Source organism: Arthrobacter sp. AD-310, assembly GCF_054656615.1.
Genome location: NZ_BAAHNO010000022.1, coordinates 18,721 through 39,389 on the forward strand (window position 1 = coordinate 18,721; position 20,669 = coordinate 39,389).

General features: G+C 61.1%; 28 protein-coding genes, 1 tRNA gene and 2 pseudogenes. 7 read left to right on the plus strand and 24 right to left on the minus strand.

All coding sequences use genetic code 11. The annotated features are described in order from the left end of the window. Positions 1–97 precede the first annotated feature (97 nt). The 4 genes and pseudogenes from ACYQ1Z_RS13770 to ACYQ1Z_RS13785 form a co-directional block, all read right to left on the minus strand. Positions 98–400, minus strand: coding sequence for a hypothetical protein (locus ACYQ1Z_RS13770; protein WP_459793246.1), 303 nt, complete (start codon positions 398–400; stop codon positions 98–100). A 180-nt stretch (positions 401–580) separates the two neighbouring features. Beyond that, positions 581–970: pseudogene (locus tag ACYQ1Z_RS13775) on the minus strand (zinc-ribbon domain-containing protein); the annotation flags it as partial. A gap of 208 nt (positions 971–1,178) precedes the next feature. Beyond that, positions 1,179–1,916 (minus strand): annotated as a pseudogene (locus ACYQ1Z_RS13780) (hypothetical protein); the annotation flags it as partial. A gap of 178 nt (positions 1,917–2,094) precedes the next feature. After that, positions 2,095–3,258 carry a hypothetical protein gene (locus tag ACYQ1Z_RS13785; RefSeq protein ID WP_459793096.1) on the minus strand — a complete coding sequence of 388 codons (1,164 nt, stop codon included), beginning with the start codon at positions 3,256–3,258 and terminating at the stop codon, positions 2,095–2,097. A gap of 424 nt (positions 3,259–3,682) precedes the next feature. Between ACYQ1Z_RS13785 and ACYQ1Z_RS13790 the strand changes: the two genes are divergently transcribed. Further along, positions 3,683–4,180: a hypothetical protein gene (locus ACYQ1Z_RS13790; RefSeq protein ID WP_459793097.1), complete on the plus strand. Its 498-nt coding sequence runs from the start codon at positions 3,683–3,685 to the stop codon at positions 4,178–4,180. A 60-nt stretch (positions 4,181–4,240) separates the two neighbouring features. Then, positions 4,241–5,554 (plus strand): ParM/StbA family protein, encoded by a 1,314-nt coding sequence (locus ACYQ1Z_RS13795; RefSeq protein ID WP_459793098.1) that lies wholly within the window; start codon positions 4,241–4,243, stop codon positions 5,552–5,554. A gap of 59 nt (positions 5,555–5,613) precedes the next feature. On the opposite strand, the gene ACYQ1Z_RS13800 is transcribed toward ACYQ1Z_RS13795, so the two are convergent. From ACYQ1Z_RS13800 to ACYQ1Z_RS13885, 18 genes are all read right to left on the minus strand, one after another. Continuing rightward, complete coding sequence (locus ACYQ1Z_RS13800) at positions 5,614–6,411, minus strand: hypothetical protein (protein ID WP_459793099.1); 798 nt, start codon at positions 6,409–6,411, stop codon at positions 5,614–5,616. Positions 6,412–6,695: 284 nt separating this feature from the next. Further along, positions 6,696–6,944 (minus strand): hypothetical protein, encoded by a 249-nt coding sequence (locus ACYQ1Z_RS13805; protein ID WP_459793100.1) that lies wholly within the window; start codon positions 6,942–6,944, stop codon positions 6,696–6,698. 34 nt (positions 6,945–6,978) lie between these two features. Further along, on the minus strand, positions 6,979–7,323 hold the full coding sequence (locus ACYQ1Z_RS13810; protein ID WP_459793101.1) for a hypothetical protein: 345 nt from the start codon (positions 7,321–7,323) through the stop codon (positions 6,979–6,981). Between the two features lie 142 nt (positions 7,324–7,465). Then, positions 7,466–7,948, minus strand: a complete 483-nt coding sequence (locus ACYQ1Z_RS13815; protein ID WP_459793102.1) for a single-stranded DNA-binding protein — start codon at positions 7,946–7,948, stop codon at positions 7,466–7,468. A 214-nt stretch (positions 7,949–8,162) separates the two neighbouring features. Beyond that, positions 8,163–8,513, minus strand: a complete 351-nt coding sequence (locus ACYQ1Z_RS13820) for a hypothetical protein (protein WP_459793103.1) — start codon at positions 8,511–8,513, stop codon at positions 8,163–8,165. Positions 8,514–8,565: 52 nt separating this feature from the next. After that, positions 8,566–8,705, minus strand: a tRNA-OTHER gene (locus ACYQ1Z_RS13825). Between the two features lie 160 nt (positions 8,706–8,865). Then, positions 8,866–9,180 (minus strand): hypothetical protein, encoded by a 315-nt coding sequence (locus tag ACYQ1Z_RS13830; protein ID WP_459793104.1) that lies wholly within the window; start codon positions 9,178–9,180, stop codon positions 8,866–8,868. 153 nt (positions 9,181–9,333) lie between these two features. Further along, the gene (locus ACYQ1Z_RS13835) at positions 9,334–9,975 is read right to left on the minus strand and encodes a hypothetical protein (RefSeq protein ID WP_459793105.1); all 642 of its coding nucleotides are present in this window, start codon (positions 9,973–9,975) and stop codon (positions 9,334–9,336) included. 15 nt (positions 9,976–9,990) lie between these two features. Then, complete coding sequence (locus tag ACYQ1Z_RS13840) at positions 9,991–10,251, minus strand: hypothetical protein (RefSeq protein ID WP_459793106.1); 261 nt, start codon at positions 10,249–10,251, stop codon at positions 9,991–9,993. Between the two features lie 25 nt (positions 10,252–10,276). Then, a complete protein-coding gene (locus ACYQ1Z_RS13845; protein WP_459793107.1) occupies positions 10,277–11,170 on the minus strand; it encodes a hypothetical protein in 894 nt (297 codons plus the stop codon). Positions 11,171–11,256: 86 nt separating this feature from the next. Beyond that, on the minus strand, positions 11,257–12,405 hold the full coding sequence (gene dprA / locus ACYQ1Z_RS13850) for a DNA-processing protein DprA (RefSeq protein WP_459793108.1): 1,149 nt from the start codon (positions 12,403–12,405) through the stop codon (positions 11,257–11,259). Between the two features lie 62 nt (positions 12,406–12,467). Then, entirely contained in the window at positions 12,468–12,695 is a 228-nt protein-coding gene (locus ACYQ1Z_RS13855) for a hypothetical protein (RefSeq protein WP_459793109.1), read from the minus strand. Positions 12,696–12,864: 169 nt separating this feature from the next. Next, positions 12,865–13,242: a hypothetical protein gene (locus ACYQ1Z_RS13860; RefSeq protein WP_459793110.1), complete on the minus strand. Its 378-nt coding sequence runs from the start codon at positions 13,240–13,242 to the stop codon at positions 12,865–12,867. 39 nt (positions 13,243–13,281) lie between these two features. Continuing rightward, a complete protein-coding gene (locus ACYQ1Z_RS13865; RefSeq protein ID WP_459793111.1) occupies positions 13,282–13,551 on the minus strand; it encodes a hypothetical protein in 270 nt (89 codons plus the stop codon). Positions 13,552–13,764: 213 nt separating this feature from the next. Next, on the minus strand, positions 13,765–14,130 hold the full coding sequence (locus ACYQ1Z_RS13870; RefSeq protein WP_459793112.1) for a hypothetical protein: 366 nt from the start codon (positions 14,128–14,130) through the stop codon (positions 13,765–13,767). A 177-nt stretch (positions 14,131–14,307) separates the two neighbouring features. Then, positions 14,308–14,721, minus strand: a complete 414-nt coding sequence (locus ACYQ1Z_RS13875; RefSeq protein WP_459793113.1) for a hypothetical protein — start codon at positions 14,719–14,721, stop codon at positions 14,308–14,310. A gap of 142 nt (positions 14,722–14,863) precedes the next feature. Continuing rightward, a complete protein-coding gene (locus ACYQ1Z_RS13880; protein ID WP_459793114.1) occupies positions 14,864–15,421 on the minus strand; it encodes an SLOG family protein in 558 nt (185 codons plus the stop codon). Between the two features lie 104 nt (positions 15,422–15,525). Beyond that, positions 15,526–16,044 (minus strand): hypothetical protein, encoded by a 519-nt coding sequence (locus ACYQ1Z_RS13885; RefSeq protein ID WP_459793115.1) that lies wholly within the window; start codon positions 16,042–16,044, stop codon positions 15,526–15,528. Positions 16,045–16,339: 295 nt separating this feature from the next. Here ACYQ1Z_RS13885 and ACYQ1Z_RS13890 point away from each other — a divergent pair, with 295 nt between their 5' ends. The 3 genes from ACYQ1Z_RS13890 (at position 16,340) to ACYQ1Z_RS13900 (ending at position 18,099) form a co-directional block, all read left to right on the plus strand. Continuing rightward, positions 16,340–16,660: a hypothetical protein gene (locus ACYQ1Z_RS13890; RefSeq protein WP_459793116.1), complete on the plus strand. Its 321-nt coding sequence runs from the start codon at positions 16,340–16,342 to the stop codon at positions 16,658–16,660. A gap of 3 nt (positions 16,661–16,663) precedes the next feature. Further along, on the plus strand, positions 16,664–17,611 hold the full coding sequence (locus ACYQ1Z_RS13895) for a hypothetical protein (protein ID WP_459793117.1): 948 nt from the start codon (positions 16,664–16,666) through the stop codon (positions 17,609–17,611). Positions 17,612–17,814: 203 nt separating this feature from the next. Continuing rightward, entirely contained in the window at positions 17,815–18,099 is a 285-nt protein-coding gene (locus ACYQ1Z_RS13900; RefSeq protein ID WP_459793118.1) for a hypothetical protein, read from the plus strand. A gap of 104 nt (positions 18,100–18,203) precedes the next feature. Here ACYQ1Z_RS13900 and ACYQ1Z_RS13905 read toward each other — a convergent pair whose 3' ends face one another. Beyond that, entirely contained in the window at positions 18,204–18,335 is a 132-nt protein-coding gene (locus ACYQ1Z_RS13905; protein WP_459793119.1) for a hypothetical protein, read from the minus strand. Positions 18,336–18,613: 278 nt separating this feature from the next. On the opposite strand from ACYQ1Z_RS13905, the gene ACYQ1Z_RS13910 reads away from it, so the two are divergent. Both ACYQ1Z_RS13910 and ACYQ1Z_RS13915 read left to right on the plus strand, forming a co-directional pair. Next, complete coding sequence (locus ACYQ1Z_RS13910; protein ID WP_459793120.1) at positions 18,614–18,946, plus strand: histone-like nucleoid-structuring protein Lsr2; 333 nt, start codon at positions 18,614–18,616, stop codon at positions 18,944–18,946. A gap of 192 nt (positions 18,947–19,138) precedes the next feature. After that, a complete protein-coding gene (locus ACYQ1Z_RS13915; protein ID WP_459793121.1) occupies positions 19,139–19,522 on the plus strand; it encodes a hypothetical protein in 384 nt (127 codons plus the stop codon). Here ACYQ1Z_RS13915 and ACYQ1Z_RS13920 read toward each other — a convergent pair. Then, entirely contained in the window at positions 19,508–20,527 is a 1,020-nt protein-coding gene (locus ACYQ1Z_RS13920) for an ATP-dependent DNA ligase (RefSeq protein WP_459793122.1), read from the minus strand. The genes ACYQ1Z_RS13915 and ACYQ1Z_RS13920 overlap by 15 nt on opposite strands. Positions 20,528–20,669 lie beyond the last annotated feature (142 nt).

The window sequence follows — 20,669 nt, forward strand, 5'->3', positions numbered from 1 at the left end:
TGCGCCCACCGATTGGTCTTGCGTCTATGGGTGTAGAGGCTTTCAAAAGGTGTTGAACCAGCCGACGGCGAAGAACCACCGAATCCCTGGCTGAGGGCTAGGCCGGGACAATCCCCGCTGCATTACTGACCACGACGCCTCGGCGCCACTGGTCCACCTCGGCGATTATCTTTTCCGCCTGCGGGGCAACGGAGTAGACCCGCATCTCCATATACCGCGGATCAATGACGTTCAGGGAGGGCAGGTCGTCCTCACGGAGCCTGACTACGAGGTAGCCGGCCGCGAGGAGGTCCAGGCTCTTGTATCGGTCGGTCAAGATCTTTGCTTCGGGCCTGTGCCAGTACGCCCCGTCGTATTCGATGGCGATTTTTGTCCCGTCATCCTCGGCCAGAATGTCCACGCTCCATCGTGTCTTGGTGACAAAGGCCTTGTCCCGGACAGCGGCACCTGAGCGGACTTTGGCGAATACCTTTTTGGCGGCCGCGAAGTGGTCCAGTTCGATTCGGGACTTGCCGGCAATTTGGCACTCCGGGCAGTCTGAGCCGGATGACCGCGACGCAAGCGACGCCTCCCACCGGTGCTCATTGTTGACGGAGCAGATCCATTCGGGGAGGAACGACGTCTGGGCGAACGGGCGCAGATGCCAGGGCGTAGTGGGGTTCTCCGGGCTCCATTCAGCAGCAAGGCCCGGGTCCTGCCAGCCAAAGGAGTGCAGTATGGTCTTGCACCTTGGACAAAGCCATCGCTGGTATTTGTCGCGGATCCTGACGGACTCCTCCCACTCGTGGCCGCAGCAGGCCGCCTTCCACCAGAAGCGTTTCGTGGAGTTGGGGCCGACAGTTCCGGGAGTGACTTTTGTGGCCGTTGCACGTGGGATGCCATTGGGCCGCAATCTCCGGAAGGGTACTCTCCAGTGTTGGTCGGCCATTCTGCTTCCGTGTCGCAAGACCCCGACAGATTGAGCATCCATCCCTCAGGAACCGATAAGGATTCATCCGCGGGTGGTGTCCGGCATTGCAGATGAAGCGACGCAGGTTGCTGCCGTTACCGGCCACCATGACGTCCCGTGGGTCAGCATCTTCGTCATCCCAGGCGATCAACAGCGCAGGGACGTCGCTGACTGGAACAGTACGAAGCCGGTCGAGCTCCGCTCTGTCGATCTCCAGACATGCGGGGCAGCTGGGGGAATGGGCCATGATGAAGATCTTTTCCCGGAACGGGTGATCGCAATCAGGGCAGACCCAGTGTGCTTCGCGCGTGGCCTTCACCGTGGCTGTCTTGAGTTCAGCCTCCGGGTTGGCTTCGTGGTTCCACCAGCTGAGCGCGGGACTGTCGGAATTTATGAACAGGTTCTTGGCACCCCGCTTCGCCCCTTCCTCTTTACGGGTGCCGACTCCGCCGGTTCGGGTGACGCGGGTGCAGTGGCAACCCCATGAGAGATCGACGACCCGCCTGGCCGCCTGGATTCCGCAGGCCTGGCACTTCGTCAACAAAGCATGGCCCGGCGCCAGGGGGGAGAGCTCACCGAGCGGGTCGAAACCGTACTCATTCAGCAGCTGCTGCTGGGTGCCAACGCTCACAGGACCGGAACCACCGCCGTGGATCTTTGCCCATTCCGCCCAGTGACACCGTGCGCATCCGGTGTCTTTGTACGCGAGCTTTTCCAACAGCGTGTCCAGACGGTAGTGGCACTCAGCTTCGCAGGTGAGGCAACGGGTCAGCCACCAGTCTTTGGGACCGCCGGGGAAAGCTTCAATCGGTTCCAGCCCGACATTGGCGAGGATTCCAGCCAGGCACTCCTCACACCACGCATCTTTCTTCCGTGTCGTGAACGCCGATGGTCGATCGCAACCTTCGGTAGAACACAGCTGAACTTTTTGAGCCACTTTTCTCTGAACCTTTCCCCGCCCACACATTCTCCATGCTCACCGTCGGGTCGCAGTCCAACAGCCCATCGTGTCTGCTGACTTTGCTGTTTGTCTGGAATCTTTTGCTGCTTCCCTGGGCAACAAAGAAACACCCCGCCGGTTGATCCCGGCGGGGTGTTCCTATCGCGGTGTCGGGCTTGAAGGCTCGATCAACAAAGGTTTTCGGTCAGTTGGCACTGTCCTGTTCGGGGAGCTGGGGCACTGGCTCCAGCGCCCAGTCACGTACAGAGCGGTCGCTGAGGAAGCGCCATTCAGTGCGGCACTTGTCGCACTCGATCCACACATCGTGTTCGCGGAATCCCGGGGCGTTGTCATGTTCCTCGACGACCTTCCCGTCGCCACAGGGGCAGAAGAATTCGTAACGCTCCATGGTTCCTGAACCGGCGCCGTACCCTTCAGTGTCCGCTGAGCTTGAGCTGATTTGCTGCGTCCGGAGGGGTGTCGGTGGGCTTATCACCTTATTCCATTCCGCGACAGCCTCCTCGGCGGCCCGGTACGCATCGTAGGAGTATCCCGTCTCTTCGAGAATCTCCATCAGCTCGTCAGGAGTTCGCGCGATGCGGTGATCGCTGTCCCGCACGCCGGCTGCATAATCCTTTGAAATGTCACCGATGGGATCGTCCCGGTCTGCTTGCAGAACCAGCCAGTCGTGGAATGGTGCTGACTCGACCTTGGGCGAAGACCGCACCCAGCGTTCCCCGACGGGCTCTCCACTATCAAGCCGCTGGAGTGCTTCGTGCAGGTGCTTGTACCCGGGAGGACGGTGATGGTGCCCCTGTGGCTGATTTTGTCCGCTGCGGACCACCCTGCGTACATAGTCGTGCTCGCGTTCCGGGATTCCGACCAGTAGGTTTGGGCCGCCGTCACTTTCGTACTCTGCGATCGGCAATCCCAACGCTGCTGCTGCCCAGATAAGCCGGCCATTGGTGATGTACGAGAAATGGGGGCGAAGGAAGTTCTCCACTGTGTGCTTCAGTGAATAGCTGCCCACTTCCGGAGTCGCAGATTCTGCAAGGGGAGTGAACATGCGGAGCATGTCGGCGGTGAGTGCCAGCTCGACATAGTCGGTTTTCTGGTTGAACTGGAACGGGTCATCAGCGTAGAAGCCCCATTCCCCGAGAACGTGCTCGTCCCCGTCGTCACCGATCAGGATGTGATCCTTGAGCGTCGTGATCAGCTGCCGGGCGCTCATCCGTTCTCCCAGGTATCCCTGGGCACGGGGGTCCTTCATCTGCCGCAGAGCGGCCGTGTAATTGCATCCGGTGAATGCTGCCCATGCTTTGGCATCCTGCTGGAGCGCACGGTTGTTGGTGTGGTTGTCGAGGGACATCTCAATCTCAGTTTCCGGGGTCTTGTACCCCACGCGTTCAAGCCCTCATGAGAGAGATCAGAGGCACTGCTTTCTGGATCGGCCACCGTTGTCCTCGGCGTCTTCGTTGCGTGGGAACTCAGACTTGGAGAAGGGCAGACCAGACTGCCCGCCAAAAGCATAACCACGAATATCCCCGCTCGTCCAACGTCTTGCATGTGACCTGCCCATCCCTGGGCATTCCCGGGCCATTCTCAGCCCGCGTCTCGACCGAAAGTGGGCAGGCTCAGGGTCAACTGTCGCTGCTGGTCGTTTTCAACCCATGTCGGGTCCACATTTGGGCGTAGCGTGCCTTTTCTTGGGTTGCCTGAGTGCTAACAGCGCTCTATGCTGGAAAACGAGCAGAAAACGCGCATATACATAAAGCAGTGATGAAAGGAGTGTCATGACCGGTACTCAGGGCACAGCAAAGCCGCAGCCCCACCGATTTCGCGTGAGTGTCCCGGCCGCCGACGAGGCAGTGGTGGCCTGGATGGAGTTGCAGGACAATGCGTCGCTGTCCGTCCGTCTGTTGATCCGCGAGAGCATCGAGCGCAACGGTTTCGTCGACGTGATGAACAAGCCGGTGACACAGCTTCCCAAGCGGGGAAGGCCGGCCGGGGCCGACGACCCGGGGGAGGGGTTGCCGCCGGCTGCTGCTCCCGTTCCGGTTCCTGCACCGCGTCAGGCACAACCGGTCACCGCATCAGTGCCAGCAGCACGGGCCCCACAGGACGAACCGAAGCCGGTTCAACCAGGCATTGCGCAGGCAGCACCGGCACCCGTTCCGGATCATGGTTCCCGACAGGCTCCAGCCGAAGACTCATTCCCTGCACCTTCCAATCCGGAGCAGCCTTCGTCCGGACCGATGGAAGTTAACGACATCTTCTCGACCTTGCGGTAGCTCCCGCAGCAACACCTCAGCAGCGGCACCACACTCACGTTCCACGAAGGGATCACCCACATGACCATCTCCATCAACCTCACTGGTGGCATCGACGTTGGCAACGGCTATGTCAAAGGCCTGATCCGGGGTGCCGGCGAGTCCGGTGCAACCGTTGACGAGATCGACCTGCCCAGCGGCGTGGCGCTCATTACGCGCTCCAACTCCCTGCCGCTGGCGGACACCGAGGCTCCTGCCCGGATGCAGGGCAACTTCTACAACGAGCTCGATGTAAGCTTCGCGTCAGCCCTCATCGGGGACCAGTACCGCCGGCTGTTCGGCACGCGCGCACTGACCGCCCAGGGCGCCTTCGACGAGTTCGACGTCGTGGGACGCCGCAGCAAGGCCCACCAGGAGCTCAGCAAGGTTCTGGTCATGGGCGCGTTCGCCGCCAAAGCACTGCGGGACTATGTTCGCGTCAACAACGCATTACCTCCGGCCGACGAGGTTCTCAGTGCCCAGGTGCGGGTGGCCCTGGCTCTGCCCATCAACGAGTACATGTCGCACCGCACCAGCTATGCGGCGGAGTTCATGAACGGCACGCACACCGTCACGGTGCATAACTTCGAGTCTCCGGTCACGGTGAAGCTGCGCTTCGTGGACGTGCAGGTCATCCCCGAGGGCGCATCGGCCCAGTACGCCATCACTGCCAAGGGTGAGCCACTGATGGATGCCATGCTGGCCGACGTGCGGCGCCGCGGCTTGGCCCTGGAGGGCATCACTTCCCAGGACGTCCTGGCAGCCCAGCACACCATCGGCATCGACATCGGGGAAGGCACGGTGAACTTTCCGGTCTTCACTGCCGCCCAGTTCAACGCTGATGCCTCAACGACTTACAACAAGGGCTACGGCAGTGTCCTCACCGATGCGCTGAAGGCAATGGAGGACAGGGGTTTCTCCTCCGGTTTCACCTCCCGCAAGCAGCTCGCCGAGTACTTGCAGGCCGGACCCTCGCCGCTCAAGCGCAATTTCTACAACAAGGTCGCCTCATTCGTGGAGGAAGAGGTGTCGTTCTTCGCCAAGGAGGTCGCCGAACAGTTCGGCCGCGTTCTGGCGGTTGTCGGTGCCACCACTGAAGTGGCGTACGTCTACGGCGGGGGAGCGGGCCCTGTGAAGGATGCCTTGTACCCGGCGCTGCTGGCCAAGGCTACCGAGATGAACTCGGAAGACTCGTTCCCGACGCTGTACCTGGATTCCAGCTATTCCAGGCATCTGAACCGGGAGGGCCTCTACATCGCGGCCGAGACGGTGGAACGCAAAGCCGGAGCTTCGACCGCCGGCAAGCGCAGCAACCGCAGGACTTCGAGCCAAGACGCGGCGCTGGCGGCAGTGTAGGCCAATCCAAAAAAGAAGCCCTTCCCGGGTTCACCGGGAAGGGCTTCTTGGTGTGCGGCTCACGCTGTGGTTCCTTTACGGCCATGACGGGCGTTGTCCCGCTGGTCGTTCTTGGCTGCTGCGACGAGGTCATTGCGGCCATAGCGGTACAGCTGACGTTCTATGGATGGCCACTCCGTGCCGGTACGCTGCTCGATCTCTTCTGCGGTCGCGCCCGTCCTGACAAGGAAATCAACGTCCTCAACCAGCGCCTCACCCTTCTTCGTAGTATCACCGGTTTCCGGTTCAGCAGAAGGGTCGTCGATGCTCTCGTCGTCCCAGGCCAGGGGTGGAAGGTACCCGCGATTGGCTACTCGTACCCGGGAGGTTAGGGGTGCTGGACCAGGCGTGGCCCACAGCAGCTCGTAGACCTCCTTGACCTTGTGGTGCTTGCGCTGGGAAATCCAACTCCCGGCTTGGCTGAGAACGAGCGCACTATTGAAGCCCAGCTTCGGGCTGAGGTCCCGGTGTCTGTACCCGATGACCATGAGAGCCTGGAGGCGGCGACGAGCTCCGATATTGGGGACGAATCCTTCACGGTTGGGACGGTTGAGAATCTGGTCGGCAGTTACTGCCAGGATCAGCTGTTCCGTTGATACTTTTAGGCCTGAACAGACGCCGCGATTCAGCTCGCTGATGGTCCCGGCAGCTACACCGGAGGCATCCGCGATGGCCCGCACGCTGAAACCGTGCTGGGCAGTCAGCGCCTGCACATGGACCTGGGCGCGCTGTGGGGACGTCGTGCGCTTGAGCCCCCGACTTCGCTCGATTGTCCATTGCTTACGCCAACGGACCTCACCTTCCATGGTCGTTGTCATGAGGGTTTCGCTTTCGTCGGGGCCGCTTCAGGTCCTGAGCCTGTTGTCAGCTGGCGAAGGGCATCTGCTGCTGCGATGACGGCATGAAATGTGCTGTCGAAGTCGCCGGCTGATTGCAGCGATGTCCATCCCCACGAGGTTTCCTGTTGCAGTGTGAACCTGTAGCTCGGTCTGTTGTCCCAGGGGCTCTTGTCTCTTGTTCCCCACTCCGCCTCGATTTCGAGGCGGAGTGATGGGGCTGCGTGAGTACACATGGCATTGGCTCTCTCAGTTCATTCGTGCGTTTATGCCGCGGGACGCCCGACACCCTTGAGTGATGGGAGGAGTTCGTCGGTGAGCACGTCGGCCGCCACATACAGCGGTGCTCCAAGGTCCACTCGACGCAGGGCGGCGGCGATGGCGCTGTGCAGCGATTCCCACGTCAGCGCCACTCCTTCAGCAGAAAGTTGCGGGGTACTGGCCTGGGTTTGGTCGCCGGCCGGTTCAAGGCGGGTGGTGAGGTCATCTGGGAAAGGGGCTGGGGTGATGGTCATTTCTCTTCCTTGAGGTGCGGTGGTTGGGTTCTGTTTATGCAGCGGCAGGTTTCTGGGTAGCTGCGGCTTCTGTCTCCTGTTGCTGCTGCGCGGCCTTTCGTGCGTCGGATGCCAGCAGGCGGGCGAGGGTGTACGGCGTGTCTGTGATGGGGTGGACTGCCCGTCCTTCCGGGGCGGTGATTCTCAGCAGCCCTCGCGTGGCGTGGACGTGATAAACGGACCGGCCCGGATCCTGGTTGCGGATATTGCTGTCGACGTCCAGCTTCAGGACGGCATCTCGGATGTTGAGGCTGTGCAGTGCCTTTTTCGTTTCAGACAGGAACAGGAGGGCACGGGCCATCTCAACCTGTCGGTTCGTCGGTTCGCTGTAGCGGGCCATGGTGTTGCCTTTCTGTGTTTCCGACCCCTGTCGGGTTTGTTGGTGGAAGTGGTGCTGTGGCGGGAAAAGGAAAACCCCGAAGACGGCGGGGGAATGCCGTCTTCGGGGTTGTCTAGGGCAGCCCTGTGCTGAGCCGGATGGCTTAGTTGGCAGCGCCGGCGAACGGGGATTCGTTGTCGTAGGCGTTGGCGCCTTCTTCAACAGCCTGGGTCTGGGTCTCAGCAGGCTGTGTGGTGGTCCCCTGGGCAGCGACGGCGCGCTTGGCCAGGCGTGCCTGGGTTGCTCCCCGGGACTCGAGGAACGTGATGCTGTCCACGACGACCTTGGCCGCCGGGTAGGCGATCTCGCCGTTCTTGGCCGTGTACGGCAGCTGCTCGATGTGGGTTCCCAGTGCCACGAGGTCACCCTGGTGTGCGTAGGAGAACGGGCCGATGCCGTCGACTTTGGAGCTCACGAAGGCTTCCGTGGAGATCTGGTCGGAGATGGTCTTGCCATCGGCGGTGCGGTAGGCGCGGTCCACGTAGAGGGTGAACAGGACCTTCTTGGAACCGTCGCTGTTGCCGAAGATCTTGGGGTCTGCTGCGAGGCGGCCGATGAGGGTACCGTTGTTGGCTGCGTTCGACATGATGTTTCTCCTTGAGGTGAGTGACGTCGGCTGTCCTGGGGGTCCAGGCGGCCAGTGATTTGGTGTTCTTCAGAATTTGTCCCGGGACAGCTGTGCTGGCTGGGAGTTTTTTGGATCTGTGTGAGCGGAGCGGCGGTGTAGTGCCCGCTTGTCCTCTCAGTTCTTCTTCCGAAGCAGCTGTGCTGCTCGAGGCTTTTGATCTTTTGCTGTGGCTTTACCGGACCGGTTCGATGAGAGTGGATCCCGAGCCTTCCTGGGATCCGTTGGCGCAGTCGTACCAGAAGCTGTTGCTCACGCGGACGAGAGTCTTTTCGCAGCTGGTGGGGTGGCTCACGATTCGCCCGTCCTCGTCACGGGACGTGATCCAGCCGTGCTGGGTCCGGGTGCGGCGTTCGGTGACAGTGCCGACGCCGATCTCTTCGGCGATCGCCGGGTTGCGCACCAGACGGTGCGCGCCCTCGTAGGGGTCGTAAGGCCCCTGAATCATCCACGCAGGATGATCCAGGTTGCGCTTGATGGTGACCTTGTCGCCGGGCTGAAGTTCGTTCAGTGCGGTGCTGGACATGGTGGGTTCCTTTCGACAGGCCGATTAGGGGAGGGGTTTGGTACCGAAACAGAACCGTCAGGGGGGACTCGAACCACCCATACGCATCCCGTGTTGTTCCTGCCGGCTGAGACCGCGGGTTCTGGGACATTCCCGGAACCAGGCAGACAGAGGAGCAGGCACGGGGGGCTCTACCAGTTGAGCTATGACGGCAGTGCGTCGGTGGGAAGCCGGCTACGGCGGGGCGTTTATGGTCGCGTGATGACTGACCAAACCAAACACCCCGAAGGCCAATGACCCATCGAGCGGAATCTCCCTGAGATCCCTCGCAGATTTCCTCCCGATTCCCAGCTGTGCTGGAATCAGGAAGTTTTTAGACGATCACCCGTGCCTCGTAGGCGGTGGAGGCGTGCGGACCCACCAGGTAGGCGCCGATGACCTCGATGACACCTTCGTTCTCCAGCGATGAAGCCACTCCGGAGCCTTCACTCCAGTCCTTGATGAACACATGGCCAGGGCGGGGAGTGAGGTCATAAGCGGCGAGATTCACGCTGAGGCGCTCAGGCAGGCCGGTTTCCCGGTCGACGATCACCAGCGCGTTCTGGTCCTCGAAGTAGACAACGTCGCCGTGGACGGTCAGTGCGGAGAAAGCGACGGACGCATCCTTGCGGACAATGGTGGAATTCATGACACTCTCGTTTCCGTAGTCGAAAAATGTTCGATTCAGGGGTTTCCCCGATCACAGCTCCGCTGGGATCTGTTCTTGCGGTTCCGCAGTGCAAAAAAGGGAAGCCCCGCCGGCGTACCGGCGGGGCTTCATTGGGGTAGTGGTGGTGTGTCTTTAGGCAGGCGCTACTGCCGCCATTCCGGCTGTTTGTTTCCCTCGGTAGGGGAGTTGACGGAACTTACTGAGCCTGTAGAAATCGACGTGATTCTCCGACCTGGCAATGGTGCAGATCGGGCTGCCAGGAGGAACCAGTTTCGATATAGCCGCCTTGGCGAAACGAAATCCATCACCGATCGGCTCATCAGGGTGCTTGGCCAGATACACGATCTCGTACACCTGCTCAGGATGCAGCTCTTTCTTCCAGGCGCGAATGGCTGACCAGGCCCTAAATCTCCGGAGCGGCCGCCCGCGCACGAGGGCCACGAAGAGGATCACAAACACGGCTATCAGGAACCTGAGGTCGATCCCCAGTGGTCCCATGAGTATTCCGAGCATGCCGGCCAGAATCCATTGGCTGTATCCGTTGCGCGGTTCCCCCGTCCCCGAGATGCCGACCATCACGCGCCGGTTGCTGTGCCAGAGGCTGCCCTCCAAAGCCGCGGGAAGAATGTACGCAAAATGACGCGGATAGCTGAGAGCGGCACGGAACTTCAGATAGGGCTTTTTAGATTCGTCGGCAAAGGCCAGCGCACCGGTCCAGGCAAGCGCCCATGTATCAGCCAGAGTGACCTTCTTCATTTCCCAGGTCGTGTCCATGCTGCTGCGATCTTCCTAATGGACCTGGTCGCGATACTTGGCGTCGATCAGTACCGCGGCGATCTCGTTGTGCCAGTCCAGGGTGGCGTACTGGCGGGTGACATCCAGCAATGCAGGATCGACGCGGGCGTCCATGGTCACTTCCTGGGCCATGCTGCGGATGCTCTTGGCGAGCTCCTTGGCGGCGTCGGTGCTGTAGGTTGCCGGGGACTTCTCAACGATGTTGGCAAGGGCTTCGAGGAAGACGATGGCTTGGGCAGTGTTCTGGGTAGTCATGATTGCTCTTATTTCTGTCCGAAGTTCATGGATGGTTGGTGAAGAACTGCTGGTTCGTGTCCTGCCAGGAGTAGATGCCCAGCGCCTTGAGTTTTTGGTCGCACCAGGTGCAGGAGCCGCTCCAGGTGTAGGGATCGGAGGCGTGGAGCTTCTTCCGAAGCGGTGGCGAGTAGGCGCTGTAGGCCGAAGACATCCAGCGCACGCCGGGCATCAGGCGGTGGCCTTCCTGGTAGAGCTTCACACCAATGCCCAGCCCCACATACTCCATCCAGTCAGAGGATTCGCCGGGCCTGTTGGGGTCGATGGACTGGATGGCGTATGGCTTGGAGTTCACGCTGCCGAAGCCGGGTTGTGTGATCACGAACTGGGCCCGTAGCCCTGATGCGACATGCTGGACGAGCACTGCCGGGTTGCCCTCGAAGTCGGTGAAGCGCTTATGGAGGAAGTCTGTGGAGGCAGCAATTGCGGCGCGCTCGGCGATCATTGCCCGTACGTTCGACCTGATGAATGATTCATCCAGTTTGGCCAGAACATCGTTCAAGGTGGCAAGCCTAAAGGTACGTCCGCCGACCCGCAGGTCGTAGTCCTCGCGGTTTTCCAGGACGAGCCGGAGGATTTCCTCGAAATGCTGCTCACTGGCGGGTCCGTAAGGGTTCTTGTTAGGAATGACCTTCCCGGCCGCTTCATGCCACAGCAGAGACCCGGCTTTGTTCGCCAGGGCCAGCAGACCGTCAGAACTGATTTGAGCTTCACAGTCCGCAATCAAGCTGCGCAATGACGCTATTTCGTCCCGTCGGCGGTTGTGTTCCAGGAAGCGGTACCAGGGCAGCGCCCTGATGAATTTTTCTGCCTTTTCAAGGCTTCGGGTATGTCCGTCACGGGCCTGGATTGCACGGCATGTGCTTTCGAGGGGGTCCATTGGTTCTCGCTTTCTAGATGTCTGTCACGATACTTGCTGCCTGCGGTGGCCTCTTGTCATAGGGAAGAGGCCACCGCAGGTGCGTTTTAGCTGCTCAGCACGTCATGCTTCCTCCGCTTCCAGCCGTCCCGCTCCGCTGCTGCGAGTCCCAGCAACGCGAGCCTGCCCAGTCCGCCGCGGACTGATTCATGGCTTAGGCCGGCAACGGCCGAAAGCTTCTCCACCGTGGCGGTGGAGCGATGGGGCAGGGCGTCAAGGAGGATCAGGTCTTCCAAAGTCAGCCCTTCCTGCACTGGTTCGGGCTTTGTGGTGCTGCGGGACGTAAGCAGCTCCACCACTTCTTCTGCTCCGGTGACCAGCACTGCGGCATCTTCTCTTATAAGACGGTGGCAGCCTGCGGAATTAGCGCTGTGAATGGAACCCGGTATTGCGGCCACGGCCCTTCCGAGAGTCTTGGCGTGATGGGCTGTGTTCAACGCGCCCGAACGCCACCGGGCCTCCACGACGCAGGTCACTCCGGCCAAGGCAGCGATGATGCGATTTCTCTGCAAAAAGCGATACCGGGTTGGAGCCGATCCGGGAGGCAATTCCGAGACCGTCAGTCCGCCCTTGGAACGGATCGCCGCCGCGAGGTCAGTATTGCCGGCCGGGTAGTCCCGATCCAGACCGCCGGCCAGAACCGCGATGGTAGCCGGGAGCTTTCCAGTGCTTCCAGCAAGCGCGGCTCGGTGAGAATTTGCGTCGATGCCGTAGGCAAGACCGGAAATTATGCAGATTTCACGCTGGGCCAGGCTGTAGGCCATGTCGCCGGCGACGGATGCTCCATAGCTCGTGCTGTCCCTGGACCCGGTCAGCGCCACAGACTTGTCGATGTCCGGGATTCCCGGCTCGATCTGGCCGCGGTACCAGAGCCCCAGAGGTGCGTCTGCAAGGTCGTTGAGGGCGGCGGGCCATTGCTCGTCATCAGGGGTGAGGAATCCTCCGTCCAGCCGCTGGATGTTGGCCAGGTCTTGCTCAGGCCGCAGGTCGGGTATGCGGGAGGCCCAGCGCTTCAGGCCGTCAGCTAGTTCCTCGGCTGTAACCCCGATGAACGGAAGCGCTGGGGTTGCGCCGGTGGCAATACTGAGCGCTACAGGAGCGCCATGGTGGCCAACCAGGGCACGGCCGGTGCGGTCATTGGGCTCGAAAAGGCGGGTAAGTGCTGCCCGGGCCAGGCGGTCTTCGGTGACGTTCATGGTTGTGTTCCTGTTCTGTAGTCGTGTTCAGGGATTGGGTGTGCGGCTGGGTGGCGTTTGTGTCAGTTCGTACTGGCGAGGCGTGCCGCGGCCTTCGTGAAGGCCTCGAATTTGACGGATTTTTGTCCGTCCGACTTGCCGAAGTTGTTCGCCCAGTTGCCCAGGTATTCCTGGCACAGCTTCCGGTCGGCGTCCCGGGCTTGTTCTTCCGCCATGGCGGCGCTGAATCCATCAAAATCAAACGGCAGCGCAGCGGTCATGGTGTCGGGGGAGAGGGTGGCAGTGCTCATGGCGGATCCTCGGCTTTCCGGTGAAGGCGGGTAGTTTTCCTTGTCACCGAAAATCCCGATCCCAGCTTTGCTGGGACGGCTGGGGCGCTCAGCCGCACGTTCTTAGAAAAAGATGCCCCACCGGCGAACCAGCAGGGCATCATAGGGATGGAAAGGAGGGGATGAAGGCTCAACCGGGTAGTCCATCGGCCGCCTCCCTTGTTCCGGATTGTGGGTCCTGATCCTCATCCTGCTTCAGCCTGTTTGCAGCGATCTGCTCGCGGTGGGCGGGCAGATCGCCAGCGCACCTGCGGCATCTGGTGTCTTTCTTTGGGGCTCTCTTGGTCAGCCTCGGGAATTCCTCGAAAATCCGCTCGTCGAAACCCTTCTTGTAGCCGCACAGGGCCAGCCAGACCGGATCCTCGATGGGCAGCATTTCGGGGGTGTTGTGGTGCGAGAGCCTTCCGGTGAGCACATGCCACTTGGGTTCGACGTCCCGGAAAGGCTCCTCGTGGAAGCCATCACGACGCCACCAGATGATCGCGCCGGCCCTGGCCAGGGCGAGCATTTCATTGCATCTTCTGATTGAACTTGCGCTCATGGTCCGTCACTCCCCTTCGGCCGGAAACAGGTGCGGGAAGCCCCAGTTCTCGGCATCCGGGAACTCGTTGGCGGCGTCGGCATCCACGAGCACCAGCCCACCGTCGATCCGACGGAAATCAGGGCTTCGACGCATGTCCTCGGGCCCTATGGCACCCTCCGGCACCCGCCAGTCTTCGATCGTGTAGTACTTGCCGCTCTTCCTGAACAGCGTCACGGAGGCAGTCCTGGCGGAAGCTTCCTGAGTCGCATTTTCGCTTTTGCTGGTGGTGGTCATGGTTTCGGGTCTCCTTTGGGCGCCGTGTTTTGTGGGGTTGTGTTGTCGTGAATTCCGCATGCCTTGCAGTGAGCGGCCGTGTGGACTCCGGCGCTGACGCACCTTGCACGCCTCCTGCCGAGAATCCCGATCACGAGCTGCCGGCCTTCGCTTTGGATGCTCATGGGGAGGTGCTCGCTTTCTGTTGATGGTCGTGGTGAGGCGGGCATGCCCTTAGGGCGCGAGGGTACGCAGCGTGCCGCGCACCAGCTGGTGCTCGGGTACCGAGATCCGGTAGCCCTGCACGGGGTAGCTGGGGTGGTCGGAAGCGACCACGATGCACGTCCAGGTGCAGTCGTAGCGGCGCCTGGGCATCGTCTCGGACTCTGCACCTCTGGCGTAGCGGTGGCTCTCTGTGGGGACTACGACGATGGTGTGCTGCGGATCGCCAGGCAGCGACGGAAGCTCGATCAGCAGGTCCTGGACATTGCCGCGGATGTTCACGGGCATCAGGCTCAGCGCATGACTGGTAGAGCCGACAGGCGCCTGCGCCAGGCGGGCTACTTCAGCTTCGGGGGCTTCAATCAGGGTCTTGAACATGATCGGGATCTCCTTCTTGGGAAATGAATGGGGATAGCGCAACGGGCGGTGTTCCTTAGTCCGACACCCGGTCGCAGCTGTGCTGTGACCCTTGGCCGCAAAAACGAACCCCGTGGAGCTCAGATGAGCGCCACGGGGTTCGAGGACTGGTCTTGGACGTCGGTGTTTGCCCTTTGGTTAGGCGGATTTCTGGGAATGCTCCGTCGTATTTGTCCCGATGGCGGGCACCAGGGCCGCTGGTGTTTCCCGGCGTTTGGCGGCTGCACTGCGGGCGTCGCGGGCGATGCTCCATGCGGCTGTCTCGGGTGTGCCGTTGGCCGGGTGGACATAGTGTCCGGCGCTGCCGGTGATGTTCTCGCCGGTCCTGGTGGTGGCGTGCACGCGGTACAGGCGCTGGTTGTGAACTGTGTAGGAGACCTCCAGCTCCAGCTGGACATCCCAGATGTGCTCATGGGTGCGCAGTGCCTTCTTGGTTGCCGCCAGGAACACCAAGGCAGCAGCTTCCTCGGCCTGCTGTGTCGTGGGTTCCGCATACCGCGTTCCACCTGTGGTGTTCTGCTGCCCGGGAACTGGTGCAGATCCGGTAGTCATGACTGGTCTCATTTCGGGTGTGGTTGGCTTGCTTGATCACGCCAATTCCCGGCCGCAGCTGTGCTGCGGCCTTTGCACCGGAAAAAGAACACCCCGTAGGCTCACGGGAGCCCACGGGGTGTTTTGTGCCCAGGACGGGTCGTTAGAACGGAATTGGTGACAGGGTTCCGAGCCTCACCGGGTCCGTGGTGTGAAGTGCTGGATCAATGAATGCGGCAACGCGTTCGGCGAGGAGCAGCTGAGTTGCCTTTGGTCCCCAGGGGTGGAGGCTTTCCTTCCACAGGACGACCGTCGACAGCTGGGCATTCATGGCAGCGCGGGCACAGCCCCAGGTTCCCCGTGACCGGCCCGATGCTTCGTCCCCGGTCGGGAAGGCAATCACCAGGTCGGCGCCGAGCGAAATCATCTCGTGGTTCCGGCGGTGGCCCGCCATCTTGCAGGTCGGCTGGGGAACCGGAGTGACATGCCAGGCTGGACAGGCATCCGTGTGCTGATCCCACTGCGCAGGGTGATTTTCGATTGCCCAGCCGCGGGCGGCCGCGACCTGCGCTGCCAGAGTATCCAGGCCCTTGGCATCCCCATGAACCAGCCGCACTGTGTTCTCCAGCGTCAGGGGCACCTGCAACAGGGCCAGTGCGGTGTCCAAGGCTTGATCAATCTGTCTTTTCCCGGCCCAGTCTCGTGATCCGGTGACCAGCACCCTGCGCTCCGGGTACACATGTTGCTGCGTCTCAGAAGCGGGTGCAGGTGCCGGAGTTGTAAGGGCGTTCACTGCGATACTCTGCTCTTCGAGGGCCCGCTGTTTTAAAGCACCGAGAGCCCGCTGCCGCGGGGAGCCGGCACCGACAGGTCGATGGCCGGCTTGGGCAACTTTCGACCAAGGATCAGATCCAACAGGGCACTGCGCTCAAGGAGCTCAGGAGACACTGCTGTTCCGTGCACCAGGCAGTCCGGGTTGTACTCGTACATGGATCCCGGCTCGGTAGCTCCGTAGTGCACGAAGTGGTACTTCTCGGGCACCATCGGGCACAGGCAGGTGCCGGCCATAAGTGCCGGGTTGATGAAGCGTACGTCGCCGGTCAGCAGCCATGTGGTGTTCACCCGCAAAACCTTGGCGTAAAGCCCCAGCTCGGCCGCCGTGGGGTTGTCCAGCTCGTGCAGCCGGTTCCAGGCAGCTTCAGCGCTGGCGGTGTCAGCGCAGGCGCCGACGAACTCAGCGTGGATGGCATCGGCGCTGACGCCCTGCTTGGACAGTGCCTCCAGGACAGCAGCCACGCGGCTGCGGAAGGTATCGGCATTGGTGATGTTGAGGGTCAGGGACATGGTGACAGCTCTTTTCCAGGGAGAAGGGATGGCTTGCATGAGTGCTAGTGGTTCCCCCGGCCATGGCTTGCCCATGGCGTTTTTGCCTCTGTTAGAATTTGCTTAGAAATGAGTACAAACTAGAAAAGTGGGTGTGACCGTGACTGATATTTCCAGCCTTACTGGGATCGATGCGCTGCCCGCTGTTCCGTTTGGTCTCGGAGATGCCGGCGGTCCAGAGCGAGACAGAGGCGGCCCAGGTTCGAGGCAGAAACCCAGCGCGGTCAAAGAGCCCGCAAAAGACAAGGTCTCGCGGGTGAGGCGTCCTGTCAGGCTTCATCCGGACACGGACCAGCGCGCTCAGTACTGGGCTGATAAGCACGGCATCTCGGAGAACGCGTATATCGAACAGGCCGTCGAGGAGAAGATCCGCCGTGAAAATGGTGACTACGATCTGCCCACACTGGAGATCGCCAGGCTCGCCCAGCTGATTGACCATGTGGCATCACTTTCCACCAACGTCGCGAATCTGGAACGGGTGACTGTCACCGGCTTTGATTCGCTGATGGGCCTGACCCGCGGTGACAACTACCTGCTCGATCCCGAAGACGGCGAACTTGGAGAGGCCAGGGCCTAAATCATGGGAAGCTCATTCGACGATCTGCTGGACCAGTACGAGGCACCTACTACCGACTACGACATTGTGTTACCCGGGAGGGTGGGTGCTGCCGGAAACAAGGGCGGCAGCAACGCTGCGGCCGCGCCGGCGCCGGTGACATCGCCCGGCACTCCGGCGGATTCACATCCTGCCGGGACCGCACCGGAGCCCGCACCCCAGCTCCCCGAGGGCAGCGACGACAATGATGCAGTTACCGATGAACAGTCCCAGGTGGAGCAGGACTCACAAAAGGCAGCGCATCGGCCAGAAGCAGAGGCCGCAGCCGCTGATGCTGATAATGATGCAGACGAGGTCGAAGAGTTCGACGATGCAGAGGCTTTTGCAGAGCCGGACCGCGCTCCTGTTCACCAGGCAGCTGCGCACCCGGTAATTCCGCGCAAGGGTGGCGGCCTGACGTTCGAAGGTCCGAGCGTCAATCTCAAATATTTCCCCCGTGTCCTGATCGAGCAGATGCGCGAGATGCTCAAGCCTCATCTTGGGGAAGACTTCGCCAGGGACCTCTCACAGTTCAGCCTGGTGACAGCCTTTGCCATTGCGGCGCTGGGTACGGAGCTCGCCACCGACGAGTACACCGCACACGCTGTGAAGGCATTCCGGGCCAACGATCCCAAGGCTGATGTGATCGAGAAGCGGACCGCGGCCCTGCTCGAACAGCAGGCCAGGCTCGAAGGCTCGCTGAAAAAGATTGCCGACAAGCTCGGTGCTGTGGCTGAGACTGCCACCGTACTGGAGATGGGGCAGGCGTACGCGCTTGCCGAACGCACCGCGCTCCTGGACACCGACGGTGTTCTGCCCGAGACGATCGACGTGACGCAGAAGCGCGCTGTTGCCTCCCGGGACAACATCCGGGCACGGGTAAAGAAGCACCAGGCCGAAGAGAAGATCAGGTCCGGCCGGCCGATCCGCTAGCGGTACAGCCCAGGCACGATGCGGCGGAACGTAGAGACAGCAATGAGGGAAACGAATCAGTGATGGCGGCATCTGAGACAGATCAGGCCCCGAGGGTTAGGCGCAAACAGCTGCGCCTGGCGGAAGCCGCCGTGTCCGCGGCGGGAGGCCATGTCCCTCCGCCCAGCCAGTTCAACAGGGGAGCGTGGCCGGCGGCGGCGGCTGTGGGTGATGCAGTGATAGATGCCGAGTCCAGCGAATTCCGGGTCAGTGAAACGGAACAGGACCGGGCGCACACCCGGTTTGCCGCAGGGGAGAGCATGGTGGATCTCAATGCCCGTCGCGCAGCGATGGGTCTTTCTCCGCTCGGATTGCCCGTGTCTCCGCGCCAGCATATGGCGCCGATCTCAATCCTGTTCCTTGCGGTGGTCTGTGTGCTGGCACTACTCGTGGCGCTGCTGATCTTCCTCAAGCCGCCACTGGGAGCGTGGATTCCAGCCCTGGGTTAGTGGTTTATTGGGGGCCGGAGTTCTCCAGGATTGATTCTCCTGAGAAAAACGAAAGAGCCCGAAGTGCTTTTAGGGCACCTCGGGCTCTCCGGGCTTGTTGGGCATCACTTAGTGAGCTCGACGGCAGCGGCGTACAGCATGATGCAGCCGATGGTCGCCAGGCCGAAGCCGAGGAACACATCACCGACCGCGTTCGAGACCACGATGCCGATGGTGGCGTACAAACCGACAAGCACCAATAACTGCTGAAGTCTGTAATTTGAGAACATAGGGATTCACTCCATTTCGTTGAGATAGTTTGTTTCAGCAGTGTTCCCGGTGCTGCCTCGCAGCACCACTGCAAACATCGGGAACACTGCCAGCAATTGCAAAAGCCCAGCCGCACAGACAAAACCAGCCACCCAGATACTGCATTTGTACTGTGTTGCCCACGGCTGGGGAAGTGCCACGAATCCGATATAGTTGATCCCTCAGACTGATTGATTCCTATTCGAATATCACGGGGTAACACCATATGGCGCAGCGAGTCCAAATTGAACTGGTTGATGACATTACTGGCGAAACGGCCCAGGAAACCATGCACTTCAGTGTCGATGGCACAGATTATGAAATTGATTTGACCACGGAGAATGCCGGGAAGTTGCGGTCATGTCTTTCCGACTACATAGCCAAGGGGCGCAAGGTCAGCGCCCGCCGCAGTCAGGGTGCTCGGCAGTCAGCACCGGCGTCCCGCGGCGGCCAGACTTCCTTGATCCGCCACTGGGCACAGGAGAATGGGTACAAGCCCAACGCGCGGGGCAGGCTCAACCAGGCCATCGTCGATGCCTATAACGAGGCGCAGAAGTAGCAGGGTTTAGGGTTGACGGGTGGAACTTATCGCACTGATCAACTCAAAGAGCGACCCTAAGGCTGAGTATCGAGCCGTCACTGTCGAAGCCCCTGATTACGATGCTGCCTTCGCTAAAGTCCGGGAGCTGCTTAGCGAAGATGACCAGCTGCTCTCGGTCCGTCGGCCGTAGAGAAATCACAAAAGGGCGTTATGGGGAAAAGAACCGCGAAGTCGTCTGCGGGGCATCGGATCACTCCCGGCTGGATTGCGCTCGGGATCTTTTCCGCGTTCATGGTTTCTGTCCTTTTGTTTTTCGGAATCTTTGTCGGGGGTCTTGATGATGCGGAGTCCTGCGAGCTTAATCATCATCAGGTCTATGACCAGGAATACAGAATGGCGCACGCCGAATATGCGAATAGGAACCTTTTCCCGTTGAGCAATAAGTGCAATGCCAGCTACGACATGGTTCCCTTTTGGATGAACCCTGCAATCGTCGGCTTTGCGCTGCTTAGCGTCGGTGCTTTCACCGTGCCGCCGCTGAGGAATCGGTTTGCCGGGGAACATACTGATAGCCGCCGATCATCGGCCCTGTAGGAGTTCCGGAACTTCAACGTCGGAGGGATCAAACTCCGGACGGGTCCGCAGGAAACGAACCGGGTGGCGGAACGATGTTCCTGACCAGGCGACATCGGCCGAGATCTCGACCACGACCGATTCGATCAGCGTCAGCCTTATTCGACCCCGTTCCTTGCTGAACCTGTTCAGCGTGGTCTCGGTGATCTCTTCAGGCCACGGGTGCCCGGTCCGGGCTGGCTCAATCTGGCTCCCCAGCAATCGTCCTGTCCGTGCGGGGAGAGTGGTCGACCTGCCGACAATGCGCAGCCTGCCGTTGACGGGAAGCCCCACCACGACAGCCTGTGGCTGAGACACCGGGCCGATCACTGCGGCACACACCACGTCCACAACGTCATAATGCTTGAGCTTCCACCAAGCCCTGGTTCCGCCGTCGTATAGCTGCGCTTTTCCTTTGATGACCAGCCCTTCCACTCCGGTGGCCGGCAGGTCCTCCAGCCATTGGGCGGCGACGTCAGGATCCGTGGTGCCGGGGGAGAGGTTTAGCGGCGGCGCCCAGTCCCTGGCGAGTTCCTCCAGCAGAGCACGCCGGCCGGTCAAGGGCACGCGTCTGGTGTCCTGGCCGGCAACGGCGAGCACATCGAACGCGGCAAAGGACGCAGGCATCTCCCGTACCAGGGCTGGCAGGGCTGCCCTGGCGGTGACCATTCTCTGTTGCAGCGCGTCGAAGTCCAGCCGGCCGTTGTTCCAGATGACCACTTCACCGTCGATGATGCAGCCCCCAGGCACCTGGTTCCTCGCAGCAGCTTCGAGGTCGGGGAACATGCGCGTGAGGTCCTTGCGCTGGCGAGACCACACCGAGACGGTGTCGCCCACGATGATGAGGCAGCGGAAGCCATCGAACTTTGGTTCATACCAGCTGCCGCCGGGGAGTGCGCCGCTCCCCGGCAGCGAAGTTACCGGCTGCGCGAGCACAACGTCCAGAGGTGGACGGAGCTCAGGAGGAAATATCTCTGGCTCGGCCATGCCATCAGCATAGGCGTCAGTGCCGCTGGATATTAACAAGTAGTCGTGAAGTAGTCCACACTTACCGACTACTTTTTTCTGTTCGTAAAAGTTCCTACTAAAGACGAACGCGTTGCGTCAATAGGTAGAGCAGTGAAAACAG

Bases quoted from the DNA above. Each gene is read 5' to 3' on its own strand.
- ACYQ1Z_RS13815 (WP_459793102.1), bottom strand. From the start codon at position 7,948: ATGTCGAACGCAGCCAACAACGGTACCCTCATCGGCCGCCTCGCAGCA.
- ACYQ1Z_RS13840 (WP_459793106.1), bottom strand. From the start codon at position 10,251: ATGACTACCCAGAACACTGCCCAAGCCATCGTCTTCCTCGAAGCCCTT.
- dprA (WP_459793108.1), bottom strand. From the start codon at position 12,405: ATGAACGTCACCGAAGACCGCCTGGCCCGGGCAGCACTTACCCGCCTT.
- ACYQ1Z_RS13795 (WP_459793098.1), top strand. From the start codon at position 4,241: ATGACCATCTCCATCAACCTCACTGGTGGCATCGACGTTGGCAACGGC.
- ACYQ1Z_RS13895 (WP_459793117.1), top strand. From the start codon at position 16,664: ATGGGAAGCTCATTCGACGATCTGCTGGACCAGTACGAGGCACCTACT.
- ACYQ1Z_RS13845 (WP_459793107.1), bottom strand. From the start codon at position 11,170: ATGGACCCCCTCGAAAGCACATGCCGTGCAATCCAGGCCCGTGACGGA.
- ACYQ1Z_RS13810 (WP_459793101.1), bottom strand. From the start codon at position 7,323: ATGGCCCGCTACAGCGAACCGACGAACCGACAGGTTGAGATGGCCCGT.
- ACYQ1Z_RS13790 (WP_459793097.1), top strand. From the start codon at position 3,683: ATGACCGGTACTCAGGGCACAGCAAAGCCGCAGCCCCACCGATTTCGC.
- ACYQ1Z_RS13870 (WP_459793112.1), bottom strand. From the start codon at position 14,130: ATGTTCAAGACCCTGATTGAAGCCCCCGAAGCTGAAGTAGCCCGCCTG.
- ACYQ1Z_RS13855 (WP_459793109.1), bottom strand. From the start codon at position 12,695: ATGAGCACTGCCACCCTCTCCCCCGACACCATGACCGCTGCGCTGCCG.
- ACYQ1Z_RS13920 (WP_459793122.1), bottom strand. From the start codon at position 20,527: ATGGCCGAGCCAGAGATATTTCCTCCTGAGCTCCGTCCACCTCTGGAC.
- ACYQ1Z_RS13875 (WP_459793113.1), bottom strand. From the start codon at position 14,721: ATGACTACCGGATCTGCACCAGTTCCCGGGCAGCAGAACACCACAGGT.
- ACYQ1Z_RS13865 (WP_459793111.1), bottom strand. From the start codon at position 13,551: ATGACCACCACCAGCAAAAGCGAAAATGCGACTCAGGAAGCTTCCGCC.
- ACYQ1Z_RS13800 (WP_459793099.1), bottom strand. From the start codon at position 6,411: ATGACAACGACCATGGAAGGTGAGGTCCGTTGGCGTAAGCAATGGACA.
- ACYQ1Z_RS13820 (WP_459793103.1), bottom strand. From the start codon at position 8,513: ATGTCCAGCACCGCACTGAACGAACTTCAGCCCGGCGACAAGGTCACC.
- ACYQ1Z_RS13910 (WP_459793120.1), top strand. From the start codon at position 18,614: ATGGCGCAGCGAGTCCAAATTGAACTGGTTGATGACATTACTGGCGAA.
- ACYQ1Z_RS13785 (WP_459793096.1), bottom strand. From the start codon at position 3,258: ATGTCCCTCGACAACCACACCAACAACCGTGCGCTCCAGCAGGATGCC.
- ACYQ1Z_RS13835 (WP_459793105.1), bottom strand. From the start codon at position 9,975: ATGGACACGACCTGGGAAATGAAGAAGGTCACTCTGGCTGATACATGG.
- ACYQ1Z_RS13860 (WP_459793110.1), bottom strand. From the start codon at position 13,242: ATGCTCGCCCTGGCCAGGGCCGGCGCGATCATCTGGTGGCGTCGTGAT.
- ACYQ1Z_RS13805 (WP_459793100.1), bottom strand. From the start codon at position 6,944: ATGACCATCACCCCAGCCCCTTTCCCAGATGACCTCACCACCCGCCTT.
- ACYQ1Z_RS13885 (WP_459793115.1), bottom strand. From the start codon at position 16,044: ATGTCCCTGACCCTCAACATCACCAATGCCGATACCTTCCGCAGCCGC.
- ACYQ1Z_RS13830 (WP_459793104.1), bottom strand. From the start codon at position 9,180: ATGAATTCCACCATTGTCCGCAAGGATGCGTCCGTCGCTTTCTCCGCA.
- ACYQ1Z_RS13915 (WP_459793121.1), top strand. From the start codon at position 19,139: ATGGGGAAAAGAACCGCGAAGTCGTCTGCGGGGCATCGGATCACTCCC.